We start from the raw sequence: 12817 nt of genomic DNA, 5'->3' as shown, positions 1-12817 counted from the left end.
GGAAAATATTTTGAATAAAATGATCAAAGCGGCTGGGATTGGCCTTCTTGTACTGAGCTCTTCAATGTTTGCAAATGCGGCAGAAGCTGCACAAAAAATTGCTTATGTAAATACAGCTCAAGTTTTCCAAGCTCTTCCTCAACGTGAAGTTGTACTACAAAAAATGCAGAAAGACTTCAAAAGCAAAGCTGATGAACTGAAGTCAATCCAAGCACAAGCTAAAACAAAGATTGAGAAGCTACAACGTGACGGCGAGCTTTTGGGTCAAGACGACGTTGAAAAGCTACGTATCGATATCGCGAAGCTAGACAGCGAGTACAAAGTGAAAGCACAAGCACTTGAAAAAGCAAGTGCGCGTCGTGAAGCTGAAGAAAAAGCGAAGCTTTTCAAAACGATTCAAGATGCAGTTAAGAAAGTCGCAGACAAAAATGGTTACGATCTTGTGATTGATATCTCTGCTTTGCAGTACGGCAAGCCAGAATACAATATCTCTGAAGACGTAATTAAAGCTCTAAAATAAGAAGTTATGAAGACATTAACATTAGCCGAATTGGCGACAATTACCGGGGGTGAACTGTTTGGTGACGAGTCTCTCGTTGTAAGCCGTGTTGCCCCAATGGATAAAGCACAAGAAGGTGATGTAACCTTCTTGTCTAACCCAAAATACGCAAAACACCTTTCTGAGTGCCAAGCTACCGTTGTTATGGTAAAGGCTGAGCATAAAGATCAATGCGTTGGAAATGCGTTAGTGGTTTCAGACCCTTATGTCGCATTTGCTCGTGTGGTTCAAGCGATGGATACCACACCAAAGCCGGCAAACGATATTGCACCAAGTGCTGTGATTGCCGCTGACGTTAAGATGGGTGAGAACGTTACAATCGGTGCTAACGCTGTGATTGAAACGGGCGTAGAACTCGGCGATAACGTAAGCGTTGGAGCTGGTTGTTTTATCGGTAAGAACGCCAAGCTAGGGAATAACACCAAGCTTTGGGCTAATGTCACTATCTATCATGAAGTGTCATTGGGTGATGACTGTCTCGTTCAATCGGGTACCGTCATTGGCTCTGATGGCTTCGGTTATGCGAATGACAAAGGCGAGTGGATCAAAATTCCTCAGCTTGGTTCAGTGCGTATCGGTAACCGCGTTGAGATTGGTGCTTGTACTACGATTGACCGCGGTGCACTCGAAGATACTATCATTGAAGACAATGTCATTCTGGATAACCAACTTCAAATCGCGCACAACGTGCAGATCGGATATGGTACCGTGATGCCTGGTGGTACTATTGTCGCGGGCAGTACAAAAATTGGTAAGTACTGCCAGATTGGCGGCGCGTCTGTTCTGAATGGCCATATCACTATCGCAGATGGTGTGGCTATTACAGGTATGGGCATGGTAATGCGCAGTATCGAAGAAAAAGGCCTTTACTCATCAGGTATCCCACTACAAACGAACAGAGAGTGGCGTAAGACCGCGACTCGAGTTCACCGTATTGATGAGATGAATAAGCGCCTAAAAGCGGTTGAAAAACAGCTGGAACAGAAAGAAGAAATTTAGAACAAGTTATCTTTCGCTCTGTATTTAACACGAAGGCTAACAAGCTCTAGTTCCATATTCTGTAAGAAGACTCGCGAAATGCGGGTCTTTTTCTTCTATAATGACGCGCTCTAAGTAGATTTAACTCCAAGATGGTGCGTATTTTGCTAGTATATTGCAAAGCGATTCGGCTTTACGACCTGTTGCCACGTTTGCCATCTTGGCGGCAAAAAATTGATATAGGAAGACGACTTTGACTACTGAAAAGAAAACGATGAACATCTCTGAAATTCAAGAGCTACTACCTCATCGCTACCCATTCTTATTGATCGACCGAGTGATAGACTTCCAAGAAGAGAAGTACCTTCACGCGATTAAAAACGTGTCGGTTAACGAACCTCAGTTCACAGGTCACTTTCCTCAACTACCAGTATTCCCAGGTGTTTTGATTTTAGAAGCAATGGCTCAGGCAACAGGCTTACTTGCATTTAAATCATTTGGTGCACCAACAGAAAATGAACTGTACTACTTTGCAAGCGTAGACGGCGCGAAATTCCGTAAACCAGTGGTTCCGGGCGACCAATTGGTTATTGAGGTAGAATTTCTGAAAGAACGTCGCGGCATTGCTGCATTTAGCGGTGTAGCAAAAGTTGACGGTGAAGTGGTATGTTCTGCAGAACTGAAGTGTGCTCGTCGAGAGTTTTAATATGATTCATGAAACCGCTAAAATCCACCCGGCAGCGGTGGTAGAAGAGGGCGCCAAAATTGGTGCTAACGTAACAGTAGGTCCTTTTACGTACATCACCTCTACGGTTGAAATTGGTGAAGGCACAGAAGTGATGTCTCACGTTGTGATCAAAGGTCACACAACTATTGGCAAAGATAACCGTATTTTCCCACATGCTGTCATTGGTGAAGAAAACCAAGACAAAAAATACGGTGGTGAAGACACAACTGTGGTTATCGGTGACCGTAACGTCATTCGTGAAGCGGTCCAAGTTCACCGCGGCACAGTGCAAGACAAAGCAACCACGATCATTGGTGATGACAACTTATTGTGTGTGAATGCACACGTTGCGCATGATGTTGTTATTGGTAACCACACTCATATCGGTAATAACTCGATTCTTGGTGGTCACGTTACTGTTGATGACTATGCCGGTGTGATGGCACTGTCTGCGATTCATCCGTTTTGTACAGTGGGCGCTTACGCATACATTGGCGGCTGTTCAGCTGTGGTGCAAGATGTCCCAGCTTATGTACTCGCGCAAGGTAACCACGCTACTCCATTCGGCTTGAACCTTGTTGGCTTGAAGCGTAATGGCTTTGAGAAACCAGAGATTCGTGCGCTACAAAAAGCGTATAAAGAAATCTACCGTTCAGGTAAGACGCTAGAAGAAGTGAAGCCTATTCTAGCTGAAATGGCTCAAGAGTGGCCGGCTGTGAAGCGTTTCTCAGATATTCTGGAAACGACGGAACGTGGCATTATTCGTTAATTGGCGAATGAACCAATAAATAAAAAGATCGTGACCGAATTTGAGGTTACGATCTTTTTGTGTTTTATGGATAAGGCAAACCGTTATCCATAGCGCACAGGAAAAATAGCGAAGTAGATATGGAAAGACCATTACGTATTGGCATCATTGCCGGAGAATTGTCTGGCGATACGCTAGGTGAAGGCTTTATCAAAGCAGTAAAGCAACAATATCCAGACGCAGAGTTCGTAGGCATTGGTGGTCCGAAAATGATAGCCCAAGGTTGCGAGTCTCTGTTTGATATGGAAGAGCTTGCGGTGATGGGATTAGTCGAGGTTTTAGGCCGCTTACCGAGACTTCTTAAAGTGAAAGCTGAGCTCGTTCAGTATTTTACTCAGAATCCGCCTGATGTTTTCATCGGGATCGATGCTCCTGACTTCAACTTACGCCTGGAGCTTGACCTCAAGCAAGCGGGCATTAAAACCGTTCATTACGTGAGTCCGTCTGTTTGGGCTTGGCGTCAGAAGCGCATCTTTAAAATAGAAGCGGCAACGAACTTGGTGCTAGCATTTCTTCCGTTTGAGAAAGCGTTCTACGACAAATTTAATGTACCTTGCGAGTTCATTGGTCATACCTTGGCTGATGCCATCCCACTAGAATCAGAACAAGCGCCTGCACGTGAGTTGCTTGGTTTAGAACAAGATAAAAAGTGGCTTGCTGTCCTGCCAGGCAGTCGTGGTAGCGAGTTAAAAATGCTCTCAGAGCCATTTATTGAAACCTGCAAGTTACTCCATAAAAAATTTCCAGAACTGGGGTTTGTTGTCGCGCTTGTTAATCAAAAACGCCGTGAGCAGTTTGAACAAGCATGGAAAGAGCTAGCGCCAGAGTTGGACTTCAAGTTAGTTGATGATACCGCACGCAACGTCATCACCGCATCCGATGCTGTGATGTTGGCCTCCGGTACCGTAGCGTTGGAGTGTATGCTTCTCAAGCGTCCAATGGTGGTGGGTTATCGTGTGAATGCATTTACTGCTTTCTTAGCTAAACGTCTATTGAAAACGAAGTATGTTTCATTGCCGAATATCTTGGCGGATGATGAGCTCGTCAAAGAATATCTACAAGATGAGTGCACACCAGACAATTTGTTTACTGAGGTTTCTCGCTTATTGGAAAGCGACAATAAACCGATGTTAGATAAGTTTACGGAAATGCATCATTGGATCCGTAAAGATGCGGATCAACAAGCCGCAAACGCGGTTCTAAAACTGATTGAAAAATAGAGATTTATCATGGCTGTTAAACCAAAAGCGACCAAAACCAAAGTTGAACTCCCTCCGTTTGAATATCCGCAAGGTTACCAGCTTGTGGCCGGAGTCGACGAGGTCGGACGTGGCCCTTTGGTGGGAGACGTCGTCACCGCTGCGGTTATCCTTGATCCTAACAATCCTATCGAAGGGTTGAACGATTCGAAAAAATTGACCGAAAAGAAACGCATGGCGTTGCTTCCTGAAATCAAAGAAAAAGCATTGGCGTGGGCGGTCGGGCGTTGTTCTCCTGAAGAAATTGATCAACTGAATATTTTACAGGCGACTATGGTTGCGATGCAGCGTGCAGTGGCGGGGTTACAGGTTCAACCTGATTTGGTGTTGATTGATGGTAACCGTTGTCCGGAGCTGCCAATGGATGCTCAAGCTGTAGTAAAAGGCGATCTACGTGTTGCCGAAATCAGTGCGGCTTCAATTATTGCCAAAGTCGTGCGTGACCAAGAGATGGAAGAGTTGGATAAACTTCATCCACAATTTGGCTTCGCGAAGCACAAAGGTTACCCAACTAAAGCGCACTTTGAAGCGATTGAGCAACACGGAGTGATCAGTGAACACCGCAAGAGTTTCAAGCCAGTAAAAAAAGCGTTAGGCATAGAATAATCAAACGATCTAATTGTTGTTATAAACCCAACCTCTTTAGGTTAGAATCCCCAACAAAATAGAGTTACACGGTACCTGTTAATGTCAGATCCCAAATTCATCCACCTGCGTGTTCATAGTGACTTCTCGATGGTGGATGGCCTCAACAAAGTTCCGCCAATCGTAAAGAAAGTTGCTGAGCTCGGTATGCCCGCAATGGCGTTGACCGACTTTACCAACCTATGTGGTTTGGTGAAGTTTTACGGTACGGCGCATGGCAGTGGTGTTAAACCGATCATCGGTGCTGACTTTAAAATGCAGTCGGACGAGTTTGGTGAAGAGCTGACTCAAGTGACTTTGCTTGCGGCGGATAATGTGGGTTATAAGAACCTGACGTTATTGATATCAAAAGCGTACTTACGTGGACATGTTCAACACCACCCTGTGATTGATAAAGCCTGGTTGGCTGAAATGTCTGAAGGCTTGATTGTATTATCCGGCGGTAAAAGCGGGGAAATTGGTCGCGGCCTTTTGAAAGGCAACCGTCAAATAGTGCAGGGGTGTGTTGATTTTTATAAACAGCATTTTCCAGATCGCTTTTATCTTGAGCTACTTCGTACCGGTCGTCCAGATGAAGAAACTTATCTTCACTTTGCGGTTGAATTGGCAGAGCAGCAAGACTTGCCAGTAGTGGCGACCAATGAAGTTGTATTCCTGAGTCCAGACCTATTTGATGCTCATGATATACGCGTAGCGATTCACGATGGTTACACATTAGAAGATCCGCGTAGGCCAAAAAACTACAGTCCGCAGCAATATCTTCGTACAGAAGAAGAAATGTGTGAGCTGTTTGCTGATATTCCTGAAGCGTTAGAAAACAGTGTCGAGATAGCGAAGCGTTGTAACGTGACTGTGCGCTTAGGTGAGTACTTCCTACCAGCTTTCCCAACCGAAGGGATGAAAGAAACTGAGTTCCTAGTCATGAAATCCCGAGAGGGGTTGGAAGAGCGTTTAGAGTTCCTATTTCCAGATGAGGAAGAGAGAAAACGTCGCCGCCCTGAATATGATGAACGTCTTCAGATAGAGCTAGATGTTATCAACCAAATGGGATTTCCTGGTTACTTCTTGATCGTAATGGAGTTCATCCAGTGGTCAAAAGATAATGGAATTCCTGTCGGTCCTGGACGTGGTTCCGGTGCTGGTTCTTTGGTGGCTTACGCACTAAAAATCACCGATCTGGATCCACTAGAATACGACTTGCTGTTCGAACGTTTCTTGAACCCAGAACGTGTTTCGATGCCCGATTTCGACGTCGATTTCTGTATGGATAAACGTGACCAGGTTATTGACCACGTTGCGGAAATGTACGGTCGTGACGCGGTGTCTCAGATCATCACGTTTGGTACCATGGCGGCAAAAGCGGTAATCCGTGACGTTGGCCGCGTATTGGGCCACCCATTTGGTTTTGTTGATCGTATTTCAAAGCTGATCCCGCCCGATCCAGGTATGACGCTAGATAAAGCGTTTAAAGCTGAACCTGCACTACCTGAATTGTATGAGGCCGATGAGGAAGTTAAAGAACTCATCGACATGTGTCATATTTTGGAAGGCTGTACGCGAAACGCCGGTAAACACGCTGGTGGTGTTGTAATTTCACCTACAACAATTACCGATTTTGCGCCAATTTATGCAGACGCTGAAGGTCACTTTCCGGTTACTCAATTTGATAAAAACGATGTTGAGACCGCTGGCCTAGTTAAGTTTGACTTCTTAGGTTTACGTACCTTAACCATTATTGACTGGGCGTTAGGGCTGATTAACCCACGCCTAGAGCGAGAAGGGAAAGAACCGGTTCAAATTGAATCCATACCGTTAGAAGACCCTGCCTCTTTCCGTTTGTTGCAAAACTCTGAAACGACAGCAGTATTCCAGCTTGAATCTCGAGGCATGAAAGAGCTGATCAAACGACTTCAGCCAGACTGTTTCGAAGACATTATCGCATTGGTAGCACTCTTCCGTCCGGGTCCTTTGCAATCGGGCATGGTAGATAACTTTATCGACCGTAAACATGGTCGAGAAGCGATCTCTTATCCAGATGAAAAGTGGCAACACGAGTCGCTAAAAGAGACGCTTGATCCAACCTACGGCATCATCCTGTACCAAGAGCAGGTAATGCAGATTGCGCAGATCTTAGCGGGTTATACGCTAGGTGGTGCGGACATGCTTCGTCGTGCAATGGGTAAGAAAAAGCCAGAAGAGATGGCAAAACAACGTGCTATCTTTGAAGAAGGTGCGATAAAGAACGGTATCGATGGCGAGTTGGCGATGAAAATCTTCGACTTGGTAGAGAAGTTCGCCGGTTATGGTTTTAACAAATCGCACTCTGCTGCTTATGCATTGGTTTCTTATCAAACTCTTTGGCTGAAAACACATTATCCTGCCGAATTTATGGCTGCGGTAATGACAGCCGATATGGATAACACGGAAAAAGTCGTTGGCTTGGTCGATGAGTGTTTCCGTATGAAGCTTACCGTGCTGCCACCAGACATCAACTCTGGCCTATATCGCTTTAATGTTGATGAAAATGGCGCAATTGTTTACGGTATTGGTGCGATAAAAGGGGTTGGTGAGGGCCCTATCGATGCGATTCTTGAGGCGAGAAATAAAGGTGGTCACTTTAAAGACCTATTTGATTTCTGTGCTCGAGTTGATCTAAAACGTGTCAATAAACGAGTGATAGAGAAGCTGATTTACGCGGGCGCGTTGGATCGACTAGGCCCACACCGCGCGGCGATGATGGCGTCACTCAATGATGCGGTAAAAGCAGCAAGTCAACATCACCAAGCTGAGGCGTTTGGTCAAACGGATATGTTTGGTGTGCTAACGGATGCACCTGAAGAAGTAGAGCATAAGTATACGCAGGTTCCGCCTTGGCCAGAAAAAGTGTGGTTAGAGGGCGAGCGTGATACCCTAGGTCTATATTTGACAGGGCACCCAATTAACGCCTACGTAAAGGAACTAAACAAATACACCAGTTGTCGACTAAAAGACGCAACGCCCACTCGCCGCGATCAATCTGTCACGGTAGCCGGCCTGGTTATTGCCGCTCGTGTAATGACGACCAAGCGTGGTACACGAATTGGTATTATGACACTGGATGACCGAAGTGGCCGCATGGAAGTGATGTTGTTCTCAGATGCGCTGGATCGATACGCTGAACTTCTCGAAAAAGACAGAATTTTGGTCGTTTCTGGACAGGTCAGCTTTGATGACTTCAACGGTGGCCTTAAAATGTCGGCGCGTGAAGTTATGGATCTCGGCAGTGCGCGCGAGAAATACGCTCGTGGTTTGTCGGTATCGATAGATGCAAATCAGATCAACGATCAGTTTTTTGAGCAGTTCAGCCGTATTTTAGAACCGCACAAAGCCGGAACCGTACCCGTCAATGTATACTACCAGCGTGCCGACGCCAGAGCGCGGTTAACATTGGGCACCGAGTGGCGAGTTACGCCAAGTGATACATTACTCGACGATTTAAAACAGTTGCTTGGCAAAAGCCAGGTAGAACTCGAATTTAACTAAAAATTCAGCGCAATATGTTAGACGCTGAGTAAACAAGGATTCATAGATGAGCCTAAACTTTCTTGAATTTGAAAAGCCAATTGCAGAACTAGAAGCGAAAATTGAAGCATTACGTGATGTCTCTCGTCACGGTGGTGATTCTGCGATTGACCTGGATAAAGAAATCGAACAGCTTGAGAAGAAAAGCTTAGAGCTGAAGAAAAAAACCTTCAGTGACCTAGGTGCATGGGAAACAGCTCAACTGGCTCGTCACCCACTACGTCCTTACACGCTGGATTACATCCAACACGCTTTTGAGGAGTTTGATGAATTAGCCGGTGACCGCGCGTTTGCAGACGACAAAGCGATTGTGGGTGGTATGGCTCGCCTTGAAGGCCGCCCTGTGATGATCATTGGTCACCAAAAAGGTCGTGAGACCAAAGAAAAGGTGAAACGTAACTTTGGTATGCCGAAACCAGAAGGCTACCGTAAGGCTCTACGCTTGATGGAAATGGCAGAGCGTTTCAACATGCCGATCATCACATTTATTGACACGGCTGGTGCATACCCAGGTGTGGGCGCAGAAGAGCGTGGTCAATCTGAAGCTATCGCGAAAAACCTAAAAGTGATGTCTGGTCTTAAAGTGCCAGTAATCTGTAACGTTGTTGGTGAAGGCGGTTCTGGTGGTGCTCTAGCAATCGGTGTAGGCGACTACGTGAACATGCTTCAGTACTCTACGTACTCAGTAATTTCTCCTGAGGGTTGTGCTTCAATCTTATGGCGTGATTCAGACAAAGCGCCACAAGCGGCAGAGGCAATGGGTCTAACTGCTCCTCGTCTTAAAGAGCTTGAACTGATCGACGAAATCATTGAAGAGCCACTAGGTGGCGCTCATCGCGATCATGTTCAAATGGCAGCGAATATGAAAGCAACACTACTTCGTCAGCTAGAAGATCTAGAACAATTGGATGAAGAGACGCTACGTGAACGTCGTTACCAGCGCCTAATGAGCTACGGTTACTGTTAATTTCGGTGATTGCTATTAAGCGTTAGCTGATATCTCAAGTGATAACAGTTAAAATAGAAAGGGTTGGATGAGAGTCCAGCCCTTTTTTGTACCTATCGGATCGCTTATGGAATCGCTTTACCTGCATTTTGCTCAAGTTCTCGGCCGCTACTATCAATCAGGCACTAAGGTTGTCTTGGCGTTTAGCGGAGGAGTGGATTCACGTCTTTTACTCGAATTACTCAGTCGCTATCAACAAGCGCATTCGATAGAGTGCCACGCCGTATATGTGCACCATGGTTTGAGCTCGAATGCCGATGATTGGGCTGATAAATGCCTACTGTGGGCAAAACAAGTGGGGATATCATGCTCGATTGAGCGAGTGAGCTTAGACATCAGCAATGGTGAAAGTATTGAACTTCTTGCTCGTGAAGCTCGCTATCAAGCCTTAACTAAGTACGTTCAAGAAGGCGATATACTGTTGACCGGCCAACATGCTGATGATCAACTAGAGACTTTTCTCCTTGCTCTTAAGCGAGGCAGCGGGCCAAAAGGGTTATCTTCGATGGCGGAGAGTATGCCGTTTTCTTGCGGATCTCTAGTTCGACCATTGCTTACTATCAAGCGGAAGACCATCGAAGAAGCCGCTACTAAATTAGGCTTGGAGTGGGTGGAAGACGAAAGCAATCAAGATACCCGTTATGATCGTAACTTTCTTCGTCATTGTGTTATTCCTGAATTGTCTGGTCGCTGGCCGAGTATCCATCAAGCGGTTCAGCGCAGTGCAAGTTTATGTGCTCAACAAGAAGCGCTATTGGATGAACTATTGAGCGCGGTGTTTGAACGCGCTTTACAAACGGATCTAAGTTTGAGTATTGAAGAACTGGCTAAGCACAGTGGATTAGCGCGTGCGCGCTTGATTCGTATGTGGCTGGCTAAGCTTAATACTAGTATGCCGACTCAGGTACAACTCAATCTTATCTGGAATGAAGTCGCATTAGCTCAGCAAGATGCCAACCCCAAACTACAACTTAAACAAGGTGAAGTGCGCCGTTTTCGAAATCGTCTCTATTGGGTAACGGAAACGGCTGATGTCACTAAGTGGCAAAGTACGATTCAAGTTGATGCGACTTTGTCGCTGCCTGAGGGACTCGGGGAGCTGACCTTAACGACGAGTTCTAGTAACGCAACGATTGCGCTACCGAGTCAGCCAGAATTGCTTCGCGTGACCTTCAATCCGGAAGGCTTATCAGCGCATCCAACCACGCGTAATCACAGTCGAAAACTGAAGAAGTTATTCCAAGAATACAATGTGCCAAGCTGGCTGCGTCGTCAAATTCCGATTTTAATGTACCAAGACCGAGTCGTTGCTGTGGCAGATCTGTTCGTTGATCAGGCGTTTAATGGTCAAGATTGTGAACTTATTTGGCGCAGGTAATGAAAATTCATGCCACAATGTCGATTATAAAATATAAAAATCCTTAAATAATAATTGATTAGGTGAAGCAATGAAGAAAACAATCATGGGTGCAATGGTGGCGTTAACCATGTTCAGTGGGCAGGCTCTAGCTGCGGGAGATGCTGCAGCAGGTCAAGCAAAGTCGGGAGTATGCGCGGCGTGTCATGGCGCTGATGGTATTGCTGTCATTCCGGGTTACCCAAATCTGAAAGGGCAAAATGAGCAATATATTATCAGTTCAATTAAAGCTTATAAAAATAAAGAGCGAACAGGTGGGCTTGCTGCTGTGATGCAAGCTCAAGCTTCATTGTTGTCTGATGAAGATATCGCTAACCTAGCGGCTTACTACGCAAGTTTGAAGTAAACGCGAGTCTGAAAAAGCTTGGACGATTGGGCATTGAGCAGTCCTCATTGGGTTTTATCAACTCACGATATTCGCTATGTTAATTTGCTCAGCCTGGATTTTCGCTGGTGGATCAGAGACAAACATTGAATGTTGCGAAACGCTAAACGATAATAAGCGCAATCGATTGAAGCTTAAGGGATGAACATGAAAAAAATTGAAGCGATTATCAAGCCATTTAAACTGGATGATGTTCGAGAAGCGCTAGCTGAAGTTGGCATTACAGGGATGACCGTCTCTGAAGTGAAAGGCTTTGGTCGCCAAAAAGGTCACACCGAGCTTTACCGTGGTGCAGAGTACATGGTGGACTTTCTACCTAAAGTGAAGCTCGAAATCGTTGTAACGGAAGATGTGGCTGATAAATGCGTAGAGACAATCATTGAAACCGCGCAAACTGGTAAGATTGGTGATGGTAAAATATTCGTCACTGATATTGAGCGTGTGGTTCGTATTCGTACTGGTGAAGAAGACGAAGACGCGATCTAAGGTTTCTTGTCACTTGTTTCGTATTTATTATGCTAAAAGGGAGCCAAGTGGCTCCTTTTTTGTTGTTTGCTTATTAGTGAAATCATTTAACCCGAGATTGGTTGTTCTAGATTTCGGGTGCCTACATTCAGGTTTGTCGTATGTTTAAGCGTTTTTTTCTGGCGTTAGCTTTTCTTATTATGGCGGTATTGGTCGGCTTCCAAGTTATTTTCACCGTACCAGATCAGCCGCAAATCATTACTCAAACAGGCTCAGAGTTGACGCAGGATATTAGGTGTATCGAATTTAGCGGCTCAAAAGCTTTGGATCAGGGCGGTGAAATCAATGTACTTGTCTGGAATATCTACAAACAGAACCGAACGAATTGGCAACGTGCACTCGATGAGTTTTCTGCTGATAAGCAGTTACTGTTATTGCAAGAAGCCAGCATGACACCATCATTTAAACAGTGGTTGGTGGATGGTCGCTGGGTTAGTAATCAAGTGAGTGCTTTTAAGGCGCTGGGTAGCGGTGCCGGTGTAATTAGTATTGCTCAAGGGCAACCAGAAAAAGCCTGCGCTTACACCTCTAAAGAGCCGTGGCTTCGCTTACCTAAGTCTGCATTATATAGCCAGTATCACTTGAGTAATGGCGAGAAACTCGCAGTGGTGAATGTACATGCGATTAACTTCACCGTGGGTACAAAAGAGTATGTATCTCAGTTAACGGCGCTTGAAATGCTTTTAAAGCATCATGTGGGGCCAATTCTATTTGCTGGAGACTTCAATAGCTGGAGTGAATCTCGCGTTAATGCGATGAGGCAGGCCTTAAAGGCTGCGGACTTACAAGAGGTGACGTTCTTGCCGGATCATCGAGTCCAATTTATAACAGGGTTACCACTGGACCATGTGTTTTACCGAGGTCTGACGCTTAAGTACGCAAAAGCGCCGCAGAGCGACGCTTCCGATCATAACCCATTGTTATTGTCATTTACGTTAAATGACTAG

Annotated in this window: 12 protein-coding genes; all 12 read left to right on the top strand. The window is 45.5% G+C overall.

All coding sequences use genetic code 11. The features are described 5' to 3' along the window. Positions 1–10 precede the first annotated feature (10 nt). The 12 genes from H9L11_RS02685 (at position 11) to H9L11_RS02630 (ending at position 12817) form a co-directional block, all read left to right on the top strand. The gene (locus H9L11_RS02685) at positions 11–520 is read left to right on the top strand and encodes an OmpH family outer membrane protein (RefSeq protein ID WP_199266740.1); all 510 of its coding nucleotides are present in this window, start codon (positions 11–13) and stop codon (positions 518–520) included. Positions 521–526: 6 nt separating this feature from the next. Beyond that, positions 527–1558 carry a UDP-3-O-(3-hydroxymyristoyl)glucosamine N-acyltransferase gene (gene lpxD / locus H9L11_RS02680; RefSeq protein ID WP_042521415.1) on the top strand — a complete coding sequence of 344 codons (1032 nt, stop codon included), beginning with the start codon at positions 527–529 and terminating at the stop codon, positions 1556–1558. Positions 1559–1790: 232 nt separating this feature from the next. After that, positions 1791–2243 carry a 3-hydroxyacyl-ACP dehydratase FabZ gene (gene fabZ / locus H9L11_RS02675; RefSeq protein ID WP_005380349.1) on the top strand — a complete coding sequence of 151 codons (453 nt, stop codon included), beginning with the start codon at positions 1791–1793 and terminating at the stop codon, positions 2241–2243. Between the two features lies 1 nt (position 2244). Continuing rightward, positions 2245–3033: an acyl-ACP--UDP-N-acetylglucosamine O-acyltransferase gene (gene lpxA, locus H9L11_RS02670; protein WP_005380357.1), complete on the top strand. Its 789-nt coding sequence runs from the start codon at positions 2245–2247 to the stop codon at positions 3031–3033. Between the two features lie 119 nt (positions 3034–3152). Then, entirely contained in the window at positions 3153–4292 is a 1140-nt protein-coding gene (lpxB, locus tag H9L11_RS02665) for a lipid-A-disaccharide synthase (RefSeq protein WP_017636041.1), read from the top strand. A gap of 9 nt (positions 4293–4301) precedes the next feature. Further along, positions 4302–4937: a ribonuclease HII gene (rnhB, locus tag H9L11_RS02660; RefSeq protein ID WP_005380361.1), complete on the top strand. Its 636-nt coding sequence runs from the start codon at positions 4302–4304 to the stop codon at positions 4935–4937. A gap of 81 nt (positions 4938–5018) precedes the next feature. Beyond that, positions 5019–8498: a DNA polymerase III subunit alpha gene (gene dnaE / locus H9L11_RS02655; protein ID WP_205390978.1), complete on the top strand. Its 3480-nt coding sequence runs from the start codon at positions 5019–5021 to the stop codon at positions 8496–8498. Between the two features lie 46 nt (positions 8499–8544). Beyond that, positions 8545–9504, top strand: a complete 960-nt coding sequence (gene accA / locus H9L11_RS02650; protein ID WP_005380365.1) for an acetyl-CoA carboxylase carboxyl transferase subunit alpha — start codon at positions 8545–8547, stop codon at positions 9502–9504. Between the two features lie 106 nt (positions 9505–9610). Further along, positions 9611–10921, top strand: a complete 1311-nt coding sequence (gene tilS, locus H9L11_RS02645) for a tRNA lysidine(34) synthetase TilS (RefSeq protein WP_205390977.1) — start codon at positions 9611–9613, stop codon at positions 10919–10921. A gap of 70 nt (positions 10922–10991) precedes the next feature. Continuing rightward, positions 10992–11306 carry a cytochrome c gene (locus H9L11_RS02640; protein WP_017636043.1) on the top strand — a complete coding sequence of 105 codons (315 nt, stop codon included), beginning with the start codon at positions 10992–10994 and terminating at the stop codon, positions 11304–11306. A 186-nt stretch (positions 11307–11492) separates the two neighbouring features. Further along, a complete protein-coding gene (glnB, locus tag H9L11_RS02635) occupies positions 11493–11831 on the top strand; it encodes a nitrogen regulatory protein P-II (protein ID WP_005380372.1) in 339 nt (112 codons plus the stop codon). A gap of 140 nt (positions 11832–11971) precedes the next feature. Beyond that, entirely contained in the window at positions 11972–12817 is an 846-nt protein-coding gene (locus tag H9L11_RS02630; protein ID WP_172563516.1) for an endonuclease/exonuclease/phosphatase family protein, read from the top strand.

Source organism: Vibrio sp. sp1 (assembly GCF_016920955.1).
Lineage (GTDB): Bacteria > Pseudomonadota > Gammaproteobacteria > Enterobacterales > Vibrionaceae > Vibrio > Vibrio alginolyticus.
This window is presented reverse-complemented; position numbering and strand designations above follow the sequence as displayed.